Annotated in this window: 22 protein-coding genes; 9 read left to right on the top strand and 13 right to left on the bottom strand. The window is 50.1% G+C overall.

The genetic code is table 11. From position 1 onward, the window contains the following. Together HVZ52_RS15025 and HVZ52_RS15030 are read right to left on the bottom strand one after the other, a co-directional pair. Positions 1-1068: a phage major capsid protein, P2 family gene (locus HVZ52_RS15025; RefSeq protein WP_000730754.1), complete on the bottom strand. Its 1068-nt coding sequence runs from the start codon at positions 1066-1068 to the stop codon at positions 1-3. 16 nt (positions 1069-1084) lie between these two features. Then, positions 1085-1918: a GPO family capsid scaffolding protein gene (locus tag HVZ52_RS15030; protein WP_019077489.1), complete on the bottom strand. Its 834-nt coding sequence runs from the start codon at positions 1916-1918 to the stop codon at positions 1085-1087. Between the two features lie 142 nt (positions 1919-2060). On the opposite strand from HVZ52_RS15030, the gene HVZ52_RS15035 reads away from it, so the two are divergent. Then, on the top strand, positions 2061-3827 hold the full coding sequence (locus HVZ52_RS15035; protein WP_048232606.1) for a terminase ATPase subunit family protein: 1767 nt from the start codon (positions 2061-2063) through the stop codon (positions 3825-3827). Next, positions 3827-4867 carry a phage portal protein gene (locus HVZ52_RS15040; RefSeq protein ID WP_181598405.1) on the top strand — a complete coding sequence of 347 codons (1041 nt, stop codon included), beginning with the start codon at positions 3827-3829 and terminating at the stop codon, positions 4865-4867. Before HVZ52_RS15035 ends, HVZ52_RS15040 begins: the two co-directional genes overlap by 1 nt. Before the next feature lie 32 nt (positions 4868-4899). On the opposite strand, the gene HVZ52_RS15045 is transcribed toward HVZ52_RS15040, so the two are convergent. The 10 genes from HVZ52_RS15045 to HVZ52_RS15085 form a co-directional block, all read right to left on the bottom strand. Further along, positions 4900-6150 (bottom strand): hypothetical protein, encoded by a 1251-nt coding sequence (locus HVZ52_RS15045; RefSeq protein WP_181598406.1) that lies wholly within the window; start codon positions 6148-6150, stop codon positions 4900-4902. A 309-nt stretch (positions 6151-6459) separates the two neighbouring features. Continuing rightward, the gene (locus tag HVZ52_RS23070) at positions 6460-6645 is read right to left on the bottom strand and encodes a hypothetical protein (protein ID WP_032431649.1); all 186 of its coding nucleotides are present in this window, start codon (positions 6643-6645) and stop codon (positions 6460-6462) included. A 114-nt stretch (positions 6646-6759) separates the two neighbouring features. Beyond that, positions 6760-9168 (bottom strand): replication endonuclease, encoded by a 2409-nt coding sequence (locus HVZ52_RS15050; protein WP_181598407.1) that lies wholly within the window; start codon positions 9166-9168, stop codon positions 6760-6762. Continuing rightward, on the bottom strand, positions 9159-10016 hold the full coding sequence (locus HVZ52_RS15055) for a DNA adenine methylase (protein ID WP_181598408.1): 858 nt from the start codon (positions 10014-10016) through the stop codon (positions 9159-9161). The genes HVZ52_RS15050 and HVZ52_RS15055 overlap by 10 nt, the downstream gene beginning before the upstream one ends. Beyond that, on the bottom strand, positions 10013-10240 hold the full coding sequence (locus tag HVZ52_RS15060) for a TraR/DksA family transcriptional regulator (protein ID WP_111465855.1): 228 nt from the start codon (positions 10238-10240) through the stop codon (positions 10013-10015). The genes HVZ52_RS15055 and HVZ52_RS15060 overlap by 4 nt, the downstream gene beginning before the upstream one ends. Further along, complete coding sequence (locus HVZ52_RS15065) at positions 10240-10473, bottom strand: DUF2732 family protein (protein ID WP_001244238.1); 234 nt, start codon at positions 10471-10473, stop codon at positions 10240-10242. Before HVZ52_RS15065 ends, HVZ52_RS15060 begins: the two co-directional genes overlap by 1 nt. A 67-nt stretch (positions 10474-10540) precedes the next feature. After that, entirely contained in the window at positions 10541-10882 is a 342-nt protein-coding gene (locus tag HVZ52_RS15070) for a DUF5347 family protein (protein ID WP_181598409.1), read from the bottom strand. Beyond that, positions 10846-11046, bottom strand: coding sequence for a phage filamentation protein Fil family protein (locus tag HVZ52_RS15075; RefSeq protein WP_072105325.1), 201 nt, complete (start codon positions 11044-11046; stop codon positions 10846-10848). Before HVZ52_RS15075 ends, HVZ52_RS15070 begins: the two co-directional genes overlap by 37 nt. Before the next feature lie 7 nt (positions 11047-11053). Beyond that, a complete protein-coding gene (locus HVZ52_RS15080; RefSeq protein ID WP_087052923.1) occupies positions 11054-11563 on the bottom strand; it encodes a phage regulatory CII family protein in 510 nt (169 codons plus the stop codon). A 32-nt stretch (positions 11564-11595) separates the two neighbouring features. Continuing rightward, positions 11596-11817 (bottom strand): regulator for prophage, encoded by a 222-nt coding sequence (locus HVZ52_RS15085; RefSeq protein WP_004201303.1) that lies wholly within the window; start codon positions 11815-11817, stop codon positions 11596-11598. Positions 11818-11912: 95 nt separating this feature from the next. Here HVZ52_RS15085 and HVZ52_RS15090 point away from each other — a divergent pair, with 95 nt between their 5' ends. The 5 genes from HVZ52_RS15090 to HVZ52_RS15110 all read left to right on the top strand — a co-directional run bounded on the left by HVZ52_RS15090 (position 11913) and on the right by HVZ52_RS15110 (position 17291). After that, positions 11913-12509: a phage repressor protein CI gene (locus tag HVZ52_RS15090; RefSeq protein WP_087052922.1), complete on the top strand. Its 597-nt coding sequence runs from the start codon at positions 11913-11915 to the stop codon at positions 12507-12509. Between the two features lie 20 nt (positions 12510-12529). Beyond that, on the top strand, positions 12530-14206 hold the full coding sequence (locus HVZ52_RS15095) for a DUF4041 domain-containing protein (RefSeq protein WP_124038722.1): 1677 nt from the start codon (positions 12530-12532) through the stop codon (positions 14204-14206). A gap of 16 nt (positions 14207-14222) precedes the next feature. Beyond that, positions 14223-15152 (top strand): hypothetical protein, encoded by a 930-nt coding sequence (locus HVZ52_RS15100; RefSeq protein WP_181598410.1) that lies wholly within the window; start codon positions 14223-14225, stop codon positions 15150-15152. Between the two features lie 89 nt (positions 15153-15241). Further along, positions 15242-16294, top strand: a complete 1053-nt coding sequence (locus tag HVZ52_RS15105; protein ID WP_181598411.1) for a tyrosine-type recombinase/integrase — start codon at positions 15242-15244, stop codon at positions 16292-16294. A gap of 199 nt (positions 16295-16493) precedes the next feature. Beyond that, positions 16494-17291 carry an SDR family oxidoreductase gene (locus tag HVZ52_RS15110; protein WP_181598412.1) on the top strand — a complete coding sequence of 266 codons (798 nt, stop codon included), beginning with the start codon at positions 16494-16496 and terminating at the stop codon, positions 17289-17291. On the opposite strand, the gene HVZ52_RS15115 is transcribed toward HVZ52_RS15110, so the two are convergent. After that, entirely contained in the window at positions 17278-17838 is a 561-nt protein-coding gene (locus HVZ52_RS15115) for a TetR/AcrR family transcriptional regulator (protein WP_029139468.1), read from the bottom strand. The two genes, HVZ52_RS15110 and HVZ52_RS15115, sit on opposite strands and share 14 nt — an antisense overlap. Positions 17839-17923: 85 nt before the next feature. Between HVZ52_RS15115 and HVZ52_RS15120 the strand changes: the two genes are divergently transcribed. Both HVZ52_RS15120 and HVZ52_RS15125 read left to right on the top strand, forming a co-directional pair. Next, entirely contained in the window at positions 17924-19132 is a 1209-nt protein-coding gene (locus HVZ52_RS15120) for an MFS transporter (RefSeq protein WP_029139467.1), read from the top strand. Further along, positions 19132-19947, top strand: a complete 816-nt coding sequence (locus tag HVZ52_RS15125; protein ID WP_016156094.1) for a Cof-type HAD-IIB family hydrolase — start codon at positions 19132-19134, stop codon at positions 19945-19947. Before HVZ52_RS15120 ends, HVZ52_RS15125 begins: the two co-directional genes overlap by 1 nt. Positions 19948-19976 lie beyond the last annotated feature (29 nt).

The raw sequence follows: 19976 nt of genomic DNA on the forward strand, positions 1-19976 counted from the left end.
TTACTCTCCGTTTCCTGTTTCTGCTGCAGGCGGGGTGAAATCACCGATTTCGATGTTTTCCACCAGTGCCGCGCAGCGGTAGTCCTCGACCACATACGCCTCGTTGACGGATTCAAAGTTTTCAATCCGGTCGCGTTTCGGGTTGTCGATAACTGAACGGCGGCGGGTGTCTTCCTGCCAGTAGATGGACAGGTTATCCAGACGGGTGATCAGCAGGGCATTTGCCGGGAAGAAAGGCGCGCGCACAGCCTGCAGGCCGCCCATGCGTTTCTGGCTGATGATCAGATCGGCGGCGATTTTCTCGCTGTTGTCCTGCTCTTTGTTGACCAGCGGGAAATACTTGTCAGACAGCAGTTCACGTCCGCAGACAACAACCAGCTCGTCATCATCCTGATACTCCACATCGATCAGCTCGTTGACGGTATCCATCACCACCGCGTCAAGATTTACATACTTACCACCCGGACCGACTTTTACCGGTTCTGCAGTAGTGGTGCCGTCTTCTGCGGTTTTGCTGCCCATGACGTGATCCGGCGCGTCTTCGCGGATTTTCTGCAGCCAGCCTTTATTGACGTCCTGCAGCAGCGGGTTTTCAGCACGGTTGGAGGTTTTGGCGCGCTTCACGCCGTTAAAGCCGATCATGATGCGGTCCAGCGCCTGACGCTTGACGATGGCGTTGCGAATACGCACCTGGAAGTCCTGGAATTTCGCCCACAGGTCCAGTTTTGCGTAGGTCAGCACCGTATCAAAGTTGGTCTGCTCGCATTTGTATTCCACGTCTTCCATCAGCGTCGGATCGGTAGGCTCGCGCTCTTTGGTGGTGGTATCGGTGGTTCCGGCAATGGTGCTGCCAACGCCCAGCCCCAGCAACTGACCGGACTGCTCAGTGACCGGCGTGATGTTAATCAGCGTCAGGAAAGCGGCGGACTGCTGGATCTGGTCTTCCAGCGTCTGCTGCACGGACGGCTCCACGGTAAACTTGCTGGACAGTTCTTCAACCTCCACACCGTTCAGGCGCGCCAGTTGCTGCAGGTAAGCGTTAAAGGCAAAGCGGGTTTTCTTTTTCATCGGGTTTTATGCTCCATCAGCAATTGGTCAGGGTGCCTGCCGGTGCGTCACCGCCCGGCGCGCGCTGGCGGTAGTCTTTACGGCTGTCTTCACGGCTCAGCTGCTGCTGTAACTCGGCAAAGGCGGCCTGCTGTTCCTGCAGGGAGGACTCCAGCGCGGAAAGGCGTTCACCGTTTTCAGCCAGGGATTTATCAGTGCGCTCGCTCAGGTTCTGCTGCTCGGTGGCGACAAGTTCCACGGCTTTATGCACGTCTGAGAAACGCGCATCGTCGGTCTGCTCTTTTTTGGTGAACAGCGCGGTGACGCGGGCAAAGAGGGACGGCTTTTCGTCCTGGGCTTCTTCAAGTTCGATCAGCGTTTCAACCGCTTCCGAAAACAGGTTTTCAGGGTTCTGCTTACGGTTTGCCAGCGGGTTATGTGCGGCGCTGGCGCTGAAAGCCAGCATTTCGGTGCCAAGGCTCGCAGGATCGTCTGTCGCACCCAGCCCCACAAGGTAGGCTTTGCCGGTGTCGGCAAACTTCGTGCTGACCTCCATGGAGGTGAAAAGCTTCTGGCCTTTTTTCACCAGTTCCACCAGGGCGTCAGTGGGTTCGATATCGGCATAAAGTGCCATCTTGCCCGCCAGCGGGCCGTCCTGGATTTCTTCTGCAACCAGCCCCGTCACCCTGCCATAGCGGTTAAACGTGCTCTCCGGCAGATAAGACTTGATGTGCTCAAGGTTAATCAGCGCGGTATAGACCGTCGGGTTGTAGCTGGCAGCCATCTGTACCAGCCATTCACGCTGGATCTCGCGCCCGTCAGTGGTGGCACCTTCCACCCCGATACGGAAACGCTTTGCTTTCACTGTCATGAGCCATGCTCCGTTAGAAATAACTTACTGGAGCCTTATGTTTGCGGTGATGGGGGGAGTGAGACAACGCGCTGTATTTGTACGGTAAACCACACAAAACGCAGCCGGGGAAAGCCGCCATACAAGGCCGTATGTTTGGGCCATGAACACGACACTGACCCCCGCAGACCTCGATCCCCGTCGGCAGGCCATGCTGCTGTACTTTCAGGGATACCGCGTAGCCCGCATTGCTGAAATGCTGGGCGAGAAAGTTGCAACCGTTCACAGCTGGAAGAAGCGCGACAAGTGGGGCGACTATGGGCCGCTGGATCAGATGCAGCTCACCACCGCCGCACGTTACTGCCAGCTCATTATGAAGGAGCAGAAAGAAGGAAAAGACTTCAAGGAAATTGACCTGCTGGCGCGCCAGTCAGAGCGCCATGCCCGGATCGGAAAATTTAACGATGGCGGGAACGAAGCTGATTTAAACCCGAAAGTTGCCAACCGTAACAAAGGGCCACGCCGCCAGCCCGAAAAGAATGTTTTCACTGATGAACAGACCGAAAAGCTGGAAGAAATCTTCCGCAACGGCATGTTTGAATATCAGCGCCACTGGTGGCAGGCAGGCGTAAAACACCGCATTCGCAACCTGCTTAAGTCACGCCAGATTGGGGCAACATACTTTTTTGCCCGCGAAGCGCTGATTGATGCCATCACCACCGGGCGCAACCAGATTTTCCTTTCAGCCAGTAAGGCACAGGCGCACGTCTTTAAGCAGTACATCATCGACTTTGCAAAAGAGGTGGATGTTGAGCTGAAAGGCGACCCGATGACGCTCAGCAACGGCGCGTGCCTGTACTTTCTCGGCACCAACGCCCGCACGGCGCAGAGCTACCACGGCAACCTGTATCTTGATGAATATTTCTGGATACCGAAATTCCAGGAGCTGCGCAAGGTTGCCTCCGGTATGGCCATTCACAAGAAATGGCGACAAACCTACTTTTCCACACCGTCCAGCCTGACCCACAGCGCCTATCCGTTCTGGTCCGGCGCGCTGTTTAACCGGGGCCGTGCCAAAGCCGACAAGGTGGATATTGACCTGACCCACAGCAACCTTGCGCGCGGCCTGCTCTGCCCTGACGGACAGTACCGCCAGATCGTCACCGTGGAGGATGCGGTGCGCGGCGGCTGTAACCTGTTCGACCTCGACCAGCTGCGCATGGAGTACAGCCCGGACGAATACCAGAACCTGCTGATGTGCGAATTTATTGACGATCTGGCGTCAGTATTCCCGCTCAGCGAGCTGCAGGCGTGCATGGTGGACAGTTGGGAAGTCTGGACCGATTTTCAGGCTCTGGCGCTGCGCCCGTTTGGCTGGCGAGAAGTCTGGATCGGTTACGACCCGGCGAAAGGTACGCAGAACGGTGACAGCGCAGGCTGCGTGGTTATGGCACCGCCCACTGTACCGGGCGGGAAGTTCCGCATTCTGGAGCGTCATCAGTGGCGCGGGATGGACTTTCGCGCCCAGGCGGACGCTATCAAAAAGCTGACGCAGCAGTACAACGTGACCTATATCGGCATCGACTCGACCGGCGTCGGGCACGGTGTTTATGAGAACGTAAAAGCGTTCTTTCCTGCCGTGCGGGAGTTTGTCTACAACCCCAACGTCAAAAACGCCCTGGTGCTCAAGGCATACGACATTATCAGCCACCGCCGTCTGGAGTTTGATGCCGGGCACACCGACATTGCGCAGTCCTTTATGGCTATCCGCCGGGCCACCACCGCCAGCGGTAACCGCCCAACCTACGAAGCCAGTCGCAGCGAAGAAGCCAGCCATGCAGACCTGGCCTGGGCAACGATGCACGCACTGTTTAACGAACCGCTGCAGGGCGAATCCGCCAATACCAGCAATATTGTGGAGATTTTTTGATGAGTGAACCCGAAGCCTTAACCAGCACAACGCCAACAGAAGATACAGTGCCTAAAAACGCAGGCGTGACTGCCGAGGCTTTCAGCTTTGGTGACCCAGTCCCGGTGCTGGACCGCCGCGAGCTGCTGGACTATGTGGAATGCGTGCAGATGGACCGCTGGTATGAGCCGCCGGTCAGCTTTGACGGACTGGCGCGCACCTACCGCGCAGCCGTGCATCACAGCTCGCCGATAGCCGTCAAACGCAACATTCTGACCAGCACCTTTATCCCTCATCCACTACTGAGCCAGCAGGCATTCAGCCGCTTTGTGCAGGACTATCTGGTATTCGGTAACGCCTATCTGGAGAAACGCACCAACCGCCTTGGCGGTATTCTGTCGCTGGAGCCATCGCTGGCGAAATACACCCGCCGCGGCGTGGACCTGGATACTTACTGGTTTGTGCAGTACGGCATGACCACGCAGCCCTACGAGTTCACCAAAGGCAGCATCTTTCACCTGATGGAGCCGGATTTAAACCAGGAGATTTACGGCCTGCCGGAATATCTGTCAGCCATCCCTTCCGCCCTGCTGAATGAGTCCGCAACACTGTTCCGCCGGAAGTACTACATTAACGGCAGCCACGCAGGCTTCATCATGTACATGACTGACGCCGCGCAGAACCAGGAGGACGTGAACAACATCCGCCAGGCCATGAAAAGCGCCAAAGGTCCGGGTAACTTCCGCAACCTGTTTATGTACTCACCCAACGGCAAAAAAGACGGCATCCAGATTATCCCGCTGTCGGAGGTGGCGGCAAAGGATGAGTTTCTGAACATCAAGAATGTGAGCCGTGACGACATGATGGCAGCGCACCGCGTGCCGCCGCAAATGATGGGGATTATGCCAAGCAATGTTGGAGGGTTTGGGGATGTTGAAAAGGCGAGTAACGTATTTGTACGCAATGAACTAATACCATTGCAAAAAAGATTTGAAGAGCTAAATGTATGGTTAAAAGAAAAAGTGATCCAGTTCGAAGAATATAAACTTCATTCAAATTAGCTTTAAGGCTGCCAGTTTGGCAGCCAGAATTTTTATCGCCATTTTAGGTAAAAGGCAAAAAATGGATCAGTGATATGCAACTTTCGGTCTTCCTTATCCCAATCTATTACAGGGGTTGAAGCTTCTTCCGTTGCAGCTATTTTAGCCATTTTTTCTATAACACGAGTTACCTCATGAGCTTGTGGAGGAGTATCTTGCACCAGTTCACGTATGGCTGATCTTAACTCCTCGTACTGAATACTTTGCATTCCTGGTTTCATATGTGACAAAGCATATAATACAACTTTATATATATCTACTTCCTCACCATTCTTAAGTTTTCTCGGAATTCTGTCAGTTCGCTGATTAGGGCCACTAGCCAGCTTATCAAATACTATTTTCCCTGTTGATTCCGCAACTTTTCTAAAAATATCATCATCTAAAACATTAATAACCAACTTACTCGACAGAGTTTCTTTAACATTATTTGCTAAACATATAGCCTTACAAAACTCTTGCATTAAATGAGGGCTCCCCAATGATTCATTAGCAATTTTATCAATTACTGAATCACTAACTTCCATATTTAACAGAGGAAAACCTACTTTTGCTATTTGTTTTAGCTCATCCATTTCCCATGAAGGCATAGAAATATTTTCTAGCCGTCCGGTAATTTCTTTTTCAACTTTTACAGCATCATATCTTCGATGTGGAATGGCTATCAGTACAACAGGTACCCCATCAAACACTAATGGTTTTACCGCTCTAATAAAGTTCCCTTGTAGGTCACGATCAAGGTAATGAAAATCATCAATTATGAGACTAGACTTAGTTTGAGAGAGCACTTTTAGTGCAGAACTTTTTGCGGATGTCGTTCGCGATTTTTTACTACCGTTTGACTTTCCATCCGTCTGAACTAAACCAGCCTCGCCAGTTCCTTTAACAACTAATGCACTTGCAGTCCCAGATACCTTCCCACTAACTGCCAGAGCACTATTCTCTCCAGAATTAACTTCAATGCTATGGTAGCCATTTAGTTTTTCTAATACCTGCTCCCAAATATCATCTTCTGTTGTAATACTCCCACCATCAATCCATACAACATCATCATCGATGGCTGGGAATACCATTCTTGTAATTACAGTCTTACCAGACTTTGTTTGCCCAGTTAAAGTTACTAACTTACATAAATTATCTTTAGCACTCTCCAGTTTTCCATGAACCTCTCCTTCAGAGCGCTCAACATAAGTCAATCTCGGCATACCACCTGGCACAAAAACTTGTGAAGCACGTTGTTTATCCATGAATACTTCCCAATTAACACAGTTCTAGTGAGCTACGATTCTAAAATAACATCTAAGTCTAAACTATTAACATTACATGATTTGAGTATTCAAAGCCACAAGCGCGCGCTCGTATCCCCGCCACGCCTGCCCGCTTTATGGAGTGGTTTTCATGCAGGTGCATGACGGACCGGAAAGCGCGCCAGTTCTGGCGGCCCCGGTCCATTGTGATCCTTTTTGGATCATGCGAATCCATGCACCATAGACATGCACTGCGTTATCAAGTCGCCGTATGCTGTATGGGAGGGAGATTCCCACGGTGCAAAATCACTAATGCGTGCTTTCATCTTGCCTTACTCCGTACTCATTTAGCCTGGTAACCAGATCGCTCGTCAGCTCTGACAGCCACGAAATCGCCACCTCCTTGTCGTCATCGCTACAATCTGAGCTGGCGACCAGCCGGGCCATAAGTTCTATCCGTTGCAGTGCAAGTGACTCCATGAACAAATCGTTCACAACTCCCTCCCAATATTACTGTTTATATATACAGTACATCATATGTATTTAAAGCTGAAATAGTTTTTTACTCAGCTAACCCTTTGATTAATAGATAGCCTCATTCCAGCCCTCTTAGTACCACTGCCGCCATTTGTCATCTTCCTGCAGGCGCTGATTTCGGTAGAACAAACGCAGCCCGGCTCCGGACGGGATACTGCCGCCACGCAGAAGCAGATCCACCTTGGTATCGCTCGCATCAAATCCCCTAGACCTTAGTTCAGTATCAAGCTGCTGGCGCTGATGATTGCTAATCTGCTGTTTGTACCCATTCTGCCGCTTCGGTTTTACCAGTCTCAACCTGGCTGTCAGCTCCCGGCGTTCCTTCTGACTCATGCCGTGGAGGTAATCGTGCAGTTCCTTCTCATCCATGGTTTTAATATCGGGTAAATCACCCCCTGATTTGTTCAGATTTTCAACAGGGGGACAGTTATTGCCACGAGTCCAAGGGGCGCAAGCGCCCTGGTCGGCTGTCGCCTCCTGAACGTCAACGGCCTTACGAACCTTTTTCCACTTCATCGCGTGCGTGCAAATCTTGCCCTCTATAATCGGGGACCAGATGCCATAGATACGGATACCGTGATCGCCGTAGGCGCTCGGTTCGTCGTTAAGCTCATAAGCCGTGCGGACAAGGTGATGTTTGCGGGGAACCAGTACACCGCCCTGCTTCATGATGTAAGTGGCAAAGCAACCCGCATCTGCAGCTGCCAGTACCGCATCCAGACGCGGATTATCCAGTACCGGTGCACCCGCTTTGCGTTCGCCCTGCACTCTCGCCGCCTGACCAGCCAGCAGGCGCAGCTCACGGTATGCCTGACGCCCCGGAATACCAAAGAAACGGAATTGCTGGACACGGTGCAGTGACGCCCAGGCACAGACATGCTCGGCGCTGTCACGCAATGATCTGCCGGTTTCTTTGCTGATTTCTTTAGCCAGCCCGCGCCCGTCGATGTTCTTACTGATGTATTTGGCGATGTAGCTGGTCGGTGTACCCTTGCGCGGGTTGATTAGCTCGGACTTGAAGCGCGGGCCGGTATTGGTGCCCAGTTCCTCGCGGTCTTCACGGATGGCGAACTTACGCAGCAGCGCGGTGATGGAACGACGGTCTTTTTTGCGCATAAAGCACAGAAGATGCCAGTGCACGGTGCCGTCATGGTGCGGCTCTGCAACGCGGACGCCGTACCAGCGCAACCCGGCCTTGTGCATGGCCTTGCGGAAAGCGGCGAACGTATCAACCAGATAATCACTGCTCTGCCGAACAGTGGCACTGGTCCACTTCGGATTAGGTCTGCCGTTGTTGAGGGTTGCGTGGAAGCGTGACGGGCAGGTGATGGTATAGAACACCGCGCAGTCTCCGCGCATTTCCGCTATCAGTTCCAGCCCCTTAACACAGGCCATCATTTCATTACGGCGGTGTGCCGGGTTGCTGTTGCTGGCGTTCACCACATCTTCCATGTCCAGCGTGTCGCCGTCTTCATTGACCAGCTCATGCGAGCGGAAGAACTCCAGCGATTTGCGGCGCTGCTCGCGTTTGTGGATCACGGCTTCATAGCTGACATACGGGGACGCTTTCTTGTTGACCAGGCAGACGGCACGCAGCTGTTCCTCCCGCCACTCGCAGCGCATCTGCCACAGTTTGCGATACCACCAGTCCGCGCACAGCATACGCGCCAGCGATGGTGGGATCAGTTCATAAGGCACCGGCTTGCGGCGGTACTTTTTGCGACGTAGCTTCTCAAACGCTGGCGGGATGACCTCAAGGCGCATGGCTTCTGCAGCAACCCTTTCCCATGCCTGGCGGATTTCTTCTGGTTTTACATCATCGCTGACGAACAGATCACCGCAGGACGCATCGAGACACATGCTCATATGTGCCGCAACCAGCGTGGACAAACGTTTGACCTGATCCTGACTCATTTCAGGCAGTACCAGTAGCCCCTCCAGCCCGTCCTGGCTCGCCATGAACCGGAAAGACGCAGACACCTGGCTGTCACGCACGTGCTCCAGCCGCTCAAGACACGGTCTGATTGTTTCGCGCAGATAGCGGGAATAAGCTTTAGCCCTGCCCAGGCTATGGAAGTATTTAATCCGCTCCAGCAGAGGCTTGCTGATATGGGCAGGCATGGCGCTTACATCGGCAATAATCACCAAATCGGGATTAACGCGCTGCTGTTCGCGGGCCATTTTTGCATGGCTAATCAGCCGATCCTGCTCTATTTCACGCTGGACAGGATCGCGGGATTCATTGAAGAAATAACGTTCCCAAACCTTATCACTCAGCGCCTCACGGCGCAGATGCTCCAGCTCGTTATCCGCAGCGTACAGAGTGATGAGGTTTGAAAGCGCAGACTCCGGCGCAACTTCCGCCGGGTCCAGATACGGGTTAACCGCTTTTTTTGGGGCATTCCATGGAAAAGCCACGGCGGCCTCATTCGAGTCGCCGATGGTTTGTGCATGATGTAATGTGAATTTACTCACTGCCACGCCCGCACCTCAGCTTCCACCGAGATATCAGGACCAGACGCCAAATCAACACCAAACCAGCATGCTGATTTTGCGGCGATGATTTCTACTGCAGTTTTACTATCACCGGCAGCCACGCCCATGCTGCGCTTAGCGGTTATACGGTGATGGGTGAAATTACGATAAAGGGAGCGAGTCAGGGATGTGTCGCTGTTGGACACGATAACCGGATGACCTTCTGATGACCGGCGCTCAAGAATAGACGCCAGATGATACTGGTCATCCTCTGTAAAACCATCGGTGTGATAACCGGTAAACGTTCCGTCATATGGCGGATCACAATAAACCACATCCCCCGTCTGCAGCAGTGCCAGCGTCTCGTCATAGCTGGCGCAGATAAACGTTGCGCGTTTTGCTTTCTCGGCAAAAGCGCATATTTCATTTTCAGGGAAGTACGGTTTTTTATAATTACCGTAAGGAACATTAAAATAACCGTTCAAGTTATAGCGACACAGTCCGCGATAACCATGGCGATTTAAATATAAGAAATACAATGCGCGTTCAATTGCGCCACCATGGCGCAAGTTAAACTCCTGTCTCGTCTTATAATATGCCTCTGAATCATTACGGGCTTCAAAAAGGTATCGGCCCTCTTTGATGAAGTATTCAACATCATTCTTAATCACCTGATAAAGATTAATCAGGTCTGGATTAATATCCGCGACAAGATAATGAGGATAGTCTGTCGCCATCATCACAGCACAGGAACCCGCGAAAGGTTCAACCAGTCGCGGGCCCGCAGGAAGGTGTTTAATCAGTTCCGGCATTATTGCGGTTTTATTTCCCGCCCATTTCAGGATGGTGCTCATACAGCCCCCCCTATGTAATGTTTGCCTTTCAGCTCTGCAATTTCCTGACAAGTGATACAGCACTGCACGCCCGGAATGGCGCGGCGGCGAGCTGGCGGGATCGGTGCATCACAATCAATGCAAAGCACACGGGAAACGCCCGGCGTTCTGTTGCGGGCGGTGTGGATGTGGCGCTGACGTTCTTCTTCAACGCGCTGCTGTACAAGGTCCATTGAATCAGCCATCAGTGGATCTCCTGCGCTTCGTTCTGAATGTTTTCAGCCGCAATACGCAGCAGCTCCGCCGCTTCAACGTGATTAAGCTGGCGTGACGTGATATGGCAAGCCAGGCTATCAAGACGGGCTGCCATTGCCGCAGCACGTGCACGGCGTTCTTCCATGCGCGCATCAGTCAGCATCTGGTTAAGGCCAGCATCATCTGGTCCTGTTTTGGTGATTCGGGTTTCAATATTTCGCATTGTTGTTTCTCCTGAATTTGGGCAATAAGATGCCCGGCGGGTTTACGCCTTTAATTTCGGTTGTGAATTAATTCGGCATGGCTAGCCGATTTGGAAATAAACTCACCACTGTACGGAAATGGTTCATTGCTTTAATCAGCTCCCGCTTTTCGTCAGTCGTCAGCTCACTAACATTGACGCTATGACGTTCCGCCGGAATCTTTGCCATAAAGAATATTGCAGCTAATGAGCGTTTATTCTGCTCATGGTTAATATCCCGTTGGTCCCGCATATCGCTAATAAAGCGCTCCAGTTCTGAATCAATATTTAAGCCAAACACTTTCGCCCTTAATTCCGCGATGTGGTTTAACCCATTAAGGCGGAGGCCAGCACTTAGCGGAACAGTCGCAGCATCGCCTTCAATAGCCATGGTTTCCCCTGCTTTTTAGTAGACAGTTCAGCCAGCAGCGCATCCTGAGAGCGGCACGGGTGCCAGCGCTTGCCACCCTTCCCCATTATCCAGCCATGACCGCAGTGCATTGCAGGACTTTGCTTAACGAGAAGTGATGCAAAAGAGGGTTCTTTAGTCAGCATAACCACCTCAGATCAGACCGAACGAAGCACCAAGGCCCGTTACGGTATCTACTGCACTTGCCATCGCCGGATTCGCCTGCAAACGCGCGTGCAATGAAACTGCAGTGAGGGCCATAAGGCGTGTAACAGCGTTGATGCTGTTGATAACATCGCGGCGACCAGCACTGGTTTTCACATCACCGGATACTGCGCCTGCAGCTACACGCCCAATCTCCGCAGTTGCACTCATGACGTAATGTGGCAGGTTCTCTTTTGCCACTTCATTCAATGGTACGCACGGCAGGCAATGGATTTGAGCCAGAAAACCGTCAACCAACGTTGAGTCTTCTGTGATATCAGTCAGCAGCCAGATCTCCGGCGGCGTAAGTTGATGCGGTTGCTCCGGGTTTAGCTTGTTGCGCAGCGTCTGGACATTCATGCCAGCGCGTTCTGCCAACTTCGCCATGTTATGACGTAAGGCAAAGGCACGGCAGGCATCATCGAAATGCGGGTGTTTGGAAACTCGATAGTCAAACATAGCAAGAAACTCCGATGTATCTCAAAATGGAACTAACTAATAGCGACATTGCAATCAGAAAGCGCATCAACCGTCAGCGCGACGATATTAATCATCACTTTCTCGCGCTTCTTGTCCTTACGCAGACGGTGGCGAGGCAAACGACCATCAGCGAGCATGTCGTTAATGGTGTCTACAGGCAGTCCTGTTAGCTCGCTATAGCGTTCAATTGTGACGTGCGGTGTATTCAGAGTGATTGAAATGTTAGGGGTCATGATGCAACATCTCCTATTGGCTTGTGGTGAGCCGGTAGTAATCGTGACAAGTCCCCAAATGGGAACGAAATTGATACTAGGATCGCATAAGAGATATGTCAACATCAAAGTACCCAAATGAGATCAAAATAAATCCCAATCAGGGTGGCAAGGCTGCGATTGAGCGATTGGTCGAGGCATATGGGTTTACGACACGGCAGGCCCTTGCTGACCACTTAGAAGTGTCAAAAAGCACTTTGGCTAATAGATACATGCGAGATACCTTTCCCGCAGATTGGATAATTCAGTGTGCCCTCGAAACAGGCACTTCACTCAATTGGTTAACCACCGGGCAAGGCCTTAAACTAAGTTCTCAAACAGCAACCACCGAAGAGCTCGTGAAGTTTCGTCTGGTTGCGGGAAAAATGGTTGAAGATGGCTCATATGTTTTTGACGCGTCATTTCTTCCTGCGAAGCTTTCTGCCCCGATTGTTGTTCTCGACGGACCTACTACATACATCTGTGAGCAAAAATTTACAGAAGTGCTTGATGGGCACTGGTTGATCAACATTGATGGAACTTATTCCATCAGACTCATCACCAGATTGCCTAAGGGCATGATTAAAATTTCCACTACAGATAATAGTTTTGAATGTGCTTTTGCAGATATAGAAGTGATCGCATATGTAAGAAGCACAACTGTTTCAAATTGATATGGTAAAAGGATTTTGAAATGGATTTATTTATTATAGTAGTACTCTTATTAGCATTGCTCTCTCCCATTTTATCCGTTGTACTTTTCAAGAAAAGTAAAAAATATCGAGAGGAAATGAGTGTTTTAGCCTCCAGTAATAAAACTCTTGGAGGTGAATTAGGTGAAACACAGGAAAAATTAGCCCAGGCTATACGCGAACACGCAGAACTTGAAGGGAAAGCAGCTCCCTTATGGCAGTATCAAGAATTGCATAATGCAGTCCTAAATGCTGAGAAGAAGATAAAAACTGCTGACGCCATAGCCAAAGAAAAGATAGAAGAAGCTCAAAAAAAAGCTGCAAGAGCAGTGAACGAAGCCCACCACCAGGCTGAATTAACAATAAGCAATGCCAATAGCGAAGCTGTCGCTATCACCCAAGATGCTCGTGATGCCCGCTTGAAAGCCAAAGAACGACTCGATAACGCGAATAGTAAAGCGGATGAACTGATCTCTAATGCAAATGATAATGCGATGAAAATAATCGCAGATGCTGAGATACGTGCAAAAGAAATTGCGGGGTCCGCATATGAAGCAAAAGAGTTCGCAGAGACCTATCAGGCTGTAGCCAAGTCAATGAAAAATAAAATTGAAGGGTACGGTGATGAATGGATAGTTCCAAACCGAAGTGTTTTGGACGAACTGGCAGAGAATTATGAATTTACGGATGCCGGGAAAGAGCTGCAAAAAGCCAGGGAGTTAACCAAGTCTCTTATCAAAACAAGCAAAGCTGCAAGCTGTGAATATGTCGAACCGAACAGACGAAACACCGCAATCAATTTTGTACTAGATGCTTTTAACGGGAAGGTTGATAGCACCCTTTCGAAAATTAAGCATAACAATTACGGTAAACTATCCCAAGAAATAAAAGATGCATTTGAGCTTGTGAATTTTAACGGTTCAGCCTTTAGGTCCGCTAAGATCACCGATATTTACTTACAGGCTCGACTCAACGAGCTTAAATGGGGGGTTGCTGTAAATGAAATTATGCTCGAGGAAAAAGAAGAACAAAGACGAATCAAAGAGCAGTTACGTGAAGAAGAAAAAGCACGTCGCGAGTATGAAAAAGCGATAAAAGAAGCTGAAAAAGAAGAAAAAGCAATTCAACAGGCCATTGATAAAGCGACTAAAGAACTGATGCTTGCTGGCGAAGAACAACGTATAGCCCTCGAACAGAAACTGGCTGAGCTACAAATTAAATACGAAGAAGCTGAAGCAAAAAACCAAAGAGCTATCTCGATGGCGCAGCAAACACGCTCTGGTCACGTATATGTGATCAGTAACATCGGCTCCTTTGGAGAAAACGTTTATAAGATTGGGATGACGCGCAGACTTGAACCGCTCGATCGCGTCCGTGAGTTGGGTGATGCCAGCGTACCTTTCTCATTCGATGTGCATGCAATGATCTACAGTGATGATGCACCATCACTCGAAAATCATCTCCACAAAGTGTTTAACGATAAGCAAGTGAACAAAGTTAACTCACGCAAAGAGTTCTTCAATGTTGGTATAAAAGACATCAAATCTACGATTCAAGAAATGAGTATTGATGCGCATTGGACGATGTTTGCAGAGGCTAAAGAATATCGTGAATCACTAGCCCTAACTGAAAAAATCCTTACTGATAAAATCCCCGAAGATGAACTGATCGTTGCTTAGCTAAGGAGAGTTTGTAATGAAATTTAAAGCTAATTCCATTAGAACATTAGATCGTTTTTTGAAATGTTGTGGTGGTCAAGAAAATATAACATTAGGTATCAAATTAGATGATTTAGGACCTGAAAAGCTAGTTGAAATTGGTTTTGGCGTTTCGCCAGAAGAAGGCCTATCGATAATACCAAGTGTTATTGGTAAGTTTACTAGTTTCAATGCTAACGGAAAGGAAATCCTACGACCTGATTTGCCAAAAGAACAATACAGCGTTTCATATACAAGCACTACATACGACTGGCATAGAAATCCTCATTATGGGATGCGCACACGAACAGCTATGCGGATAGCAAGAGAGCATATTCCAGCTCCTGCGATAATGATCTCTGTTGCTAAAACAAAAAATGGGACATACATAACTTCACCTTTACTAAATTTATCCGAAGAAAATTCAGAGTTAAACATCCACATTATAAACTTAATGCTCGAATGTTTCGAGGAGATAGAAATTTTAGATACAGAAAAAGAACCATTAATAACAACAAAATTCAAAAAAGTGTTATGGACTGTATTACCTAAAGGGAAATACCCATGGGACGAAATTTCGAAAATAATAGTTTCTAACACCCAAAAAACTTCAGCATCAGATAGCGATAGAGAGGTCATTGAATCCAGACTCAAGTTAATCAATGTCTACAAACCTGATTTCATTGCTACTGGTCATGCGGGATTCAACGGATATTTTATCTTTGGTTTTGAAAGTAAAAATATATACGTACTTGAAAGCATTTTTCTTGATAACGCTACTTACATTTTTAAAAAAGATTGGGAAATATTATCCCAATTAACTAAAGCAGAGATCATTAATGGTGACCTTGAATATGAGCGTATCGTTCATAATAAAGTTTGGAAACGAGCAATAGGTGACCGCTTATCAAAGGCCTTAAGAACTTAAGTAGATGATGTTTGAATTTATGAAATTCATACATTGACCACTGTTCAAACATACAGTTAAATTTAGCCCTCAAACATGAGGGCTTTTTTATGGCAGTACGAAAACTCGACACAGGTAAATGGATATGCGAATGCTACCCCGCAGGGCGCAGCGGGCGGCGTGTGCGTAAACAGTTCGTCACCAAAGGTGAAGCATTGGCTTTTGAACGCCACACTATGGATGAGACGGAGGCGAAACCCTGGCTAGGTGAATCGGTAGACCGTCGGACGTTGAAAGACATCGTTGAACTCTGGTTCAAACTGCACGGCAAATCCCTTACCGCTGGCGAGCATGTTTACGACAAGCTACTCTTGATGGTCGATGCCCTCGGAAATCCTCTCGCTACAGATCTCAGTTCCAAATTGTTCGCGCATTACCGTGATAAACGCCTAACGGGTGAAATTTACTTTAGCAACAAGTGGAAAAAAGGTGCCAGCCCGGTAACTATCAACCTTGAGCAAAGCTATCTTAGCGGCGTTTTTAGCGAACTGGCCCGACTAGGTGAATGGACAGCGCCGAACCCGCTGGAGAACATGCGCAAATTCACCATCGCAGAAAAGGAGATGGCCTGGCTGACGCATGAACAAATTACTGAGCTTTTGTACGACTGCAACCGCCAAAGTCCCCTACTCGCACTGGTCGTTAAAATCTGTTTGAGCACCGGAGCACGCTGGCGCGAAGCAGTGAACCTCACCCGCTCTCAAGTCACAAAATATCGAATCACTTTCGTCAGGACCAAAGGCAAAAAGAACCGTAGCATTCCGATCAGCAAAGAGCTGTATGAGGAAATCATTGCCCTTGACGGCTTCAGGTTCTTTACCGACTGCTATTTCCAGTTTTTATCTGTAATGGATAAGACCTCTATCGTGCTGCCACGCGGGCAGCTTACCCACGTTCTGCGCCACACATTCGCTGCTCACTTTATGATGTCAGGTGGAAACATCCTCGCCTTGCAGAAAATCCTAGGTCATCACGACATTAAAATGACTATGCGCTATGCTCATCTGGCACCAGATCATCTTGAAACTGCCCTGCGCTTCAACCCGTTGGCTACGCTGCCAAGTGGCGACAAAGTGGCGGCAGCAGTTGGCAATGCCCCGTAGTCGTCACTTCTCACCACTAAACTAACTTATTGATTATTATGCAACTCGTTGTTTTAATTAACCCATTTACATAAATGGGTTTTTTGTTGCCTGAATTTTGCGTTCGCTGACTCCCTCCCCCCGAAACTCTCTCGCATTTGCAGCATGCTGGTTATGACACATACTTTTAGTCAGAGCTAAATGGTAATAGGTGGTTGCTATGTTACTCGCAGGCAAAGTCGCGGTAATTTTCGGTGGCAGCGGCGCTATAGGCAGTGCAGTTGCGCATGCTATGGCGCGTGAAGGCGCTCATGTGTATCTGGGCGCGCGCAGTCAGGAAAAGCTGGATTGGGCGGCCAGTAGCATTCGAACCGCGGGCGGTGCCGTCGAAACCTTTGTCGCCGATGTACTCGACGAATACGGCACCTCAAAACTAGTTACTCACCTTGCGCAGCAAACCGGTGGAATGGATGTGGTGGTTAACGCAACCGGCTTTATGCATGAACAGGGCAAACGCATCGAGGCATTATCCCTTTCTGAGTTTATGAGCGGTATCACCCCTTTCCTCTCGGCGCAGTTCAATATCGCAAAAGCCGTAACACCACACATGGGTGGCAATCGTGCGGGCGTCATTCTCACCGTTGTTGCGCCCGCGGCCCCGATGGCGATGCCTGGACATCTGGGACACATCGTCGGCTGCGCGGGAACAGAGGCCTTTATTAAAGCGCTTGCCAGCGAACTGGGGCCGGCGAATATTCGGGTCGTCGGCGTGCGTTCGCATGCGATTGTGGATGCCGTTCAGGCCGGTTCCTATACCGGGGAAATTTTTACCGCTAAAGCGCAGTCAATGGGTATTACCGTCGCACAATGGTTAGCTGGTGCGGCGCAAAGTACCATGCTTGGGCGTCTGCCTACGCTTGCACAAATCGCTGAGGTAATGACCTTTCTGGCTTCAGACCATGCCGGAGCAATCACCGCAACGGTGGTGAATATTACCGGCGGCGCTATGCACAACTGACCGTTGCGGGCAACCCCGCAATACGCTCCACCATCAGCAAGATATCTTCTCGCCGCAGCGGCTTTTTGTCCGTGACAAAATGCAGCGTCATCCCTTCAATAAACGCATCCAGCGCCCGCGCCGTAACCGGAGCAAACCACTGCTCCAGCGTTTGTTGGCTGCGTAACATCCAGTTTTGCATCACCGTTTTTAGTGCCGGTTTACGGCTGGCGAAGGCATACAGCTGATACATGAGTTCCATGTTATCGGGTGTCGTGACCTGGGAGCTGTAAATCATATCGGTAATCGCATGGCAAGCCTGCGACGCATCCGCAACGTCGGCAAAAAAAGCCTGATACTGCAGCATCATCCTGTCAGTAAAACGGTCAAACGCCTCCATTAAAAGCTCATCAATTCCCGAAAAGTAATAGGTCATAGAACCCAAGGGCACCTGAGCAATTGTCGCAATCTTCCGATGTGTAACCGCATGAATACCATGGGCTATTACCGCATCCAGAGTCGCCTGAACTATTTTTTCCCGCCGTTGCGGATCGTTCGCACGTCGCACTGCATTACCTCTTCTTGCATTTGTGTACAAATGTACACAACCTTGCTAAGGTTGTCTTCTTTCCTCTTTTCTTCGGCTCGAATTCATGACTGGCATCTCATCACGCAAAGCCTTAAGACGTCGCACCTGGGCACTGTTCACGTTCTTCTTTTTACCAGGATTATTAATGGCCTCCTGGGCAACGCGTACCCCTGCCATCAGAGATATCCTCTCCATCTCAACCGCCGAAATGGGCGCGGTGCTGTTTGGACTTTCAATTGGTTCGATGAGTGGCATTCTTTGTTCGGCCTGGCTGGTGAAACGATTTGGCACGCGTAAAGTGATCCGCACCACCATGTCTTGCGCAGTCCTCGGAATGGCAATCCTCAGCGTGGCGCTCTGGCTGCATTCCGCATGGCTTTTCGCATTTGGTCTGGGCGTGTTCGGCGCCAGCTTTGGCGCAGCAGAAGTTGCCATCAACGTCGAAGGTGCGGCTGTTGAGCGCGAAATGAATAAAACCGTACTGCCGATGATGCACGGTTTTTACAGCCTGGGAACGCTGGCGGGTGCCGGAGTCGGGATGATGCTTACCGCCTTCAGCGTACCGGCGACCGCGCATATCTTGCTGGCGGCGATGGTGGCTATCACCCCTATCTTCATCGCTATCAAAGCCATTCCTGACGGTACGGGTAAAAATGCCGCTGACGGGTCTCACTCCGGCGAAAAAGGACTGCCTTTTTATCGCGATATTCAGCTATTGCTGATTGGCGTCGTGGTGCTCGCAATGGCATTTGCTGAAGGTTCCGCCAACGACTGGCTTCCGCTACTGATGGTGGACGGACATGGATTTAGCCCGACATCAGGCTCGCTGATTTATGCCGGATTTACGCTGGGCATGACCGTTGGACGATTTACTGGCGGCTGGTTCATCGACCGCTACAGCCGCGTCGCGGTAGTACGCGCCAGTGCGCTAATGGGTGCTCTTGGGATTAGCCTGATTATTTTTGTCGACAGCACTTGGGTGGCGGGTGTTTCCGTTATTCTGTGGGGACTCGGCGCATCACTGGGCTTCCCACTGACCATTTCGGCTGCCAGCGACACCGGCCCCGATGCGCCAACCCGCGTCAGCGTTGTCGCCACTACCGGCTATCTGGCATTCCTGGTTGGACCACCGCTGCTGGGCTACCTGGGTGAACACTACGGCCTGCGTAGCGCTATGCTGGTGGTGCTGGCGCTGGTGCTTGTCGCCGCCATCGTCGCGAAAGCGGTGGCAAAACCGGATCTCAAAAACACCACTGTGATGGAGAACAGCTAATGCGTATCAAACTGATTGCAGTCGACATGGACGGCACATTTTTAAGCGACCAAAAAACCTATAATCGTGAGCGCTTTATGGCGCAATACCGTCAGATGAAAGAACAAGGGATCCGCTTTGTGGTCGCCAGCGGCAACCAGTATTACCAGCTCATCTCCTTTTTCCCTGAACTGGCCAGTGAAATCTCATTTGTCGCCGAAAACGGCGGATGGGTGGTCAGTGAAGGGGAAGATGTCTTTAACGGCGAGCTGGCAAAAGACGATTTCCAGGCCATTGTGGAACATCTGCTGACACGTACGGACATCGACATTATCGCCTGCGGTAAAAATAGCGCCTATACCCTGAAGCGGTACAGCGATGAGCATAAGACGGTCTCCGCCATGTATTATCATCGTCTTGAATTTGTGGATAATTTTGACAACCTCAACGACATTTTCTTCAAGTTCGGGCTAAATATTTCAGACGATCGTATCCCCCAGGTGCAGGCTGACCTCCATGAGGCGATTGGCGACATTATGGTGCCGGTACATACCGGCTACGGCAGCATCGATTTAATTATACCCGGTGTGCATAAGGCAAACGGTCTGCGTCTGCTGCAACAACGCTGGAATATTACCGACGATGAGGTTGTTGTGTTTGGCGATGGCGGCAATGATATTGAGATGCTGCGTCAGGCAGGATTTAGTTTTGCAATGGCGAACGCCCATGAGCCGGTTATCCAGGCGGCAAAATATCGCGCAGGGTCGAACAACGAAGAGGGCGTGCTGGATATTATCGACCGCGTGTTAAAGAATGAAGCACCGTTTACGCAATAACGCCTCAGCACAGACGGCAACAAAATGAT

The sequence above is a fragment of the Citrobacter sp. RHB36-C18 genome, assembly GCF_013814485.1.
Lineage (GTDB): Bacteria > Pseudomonadota > Gammaproteobacteria > Enterobacterales > Enterobacteriaceae > Citrobacter > Citrobacter braakii.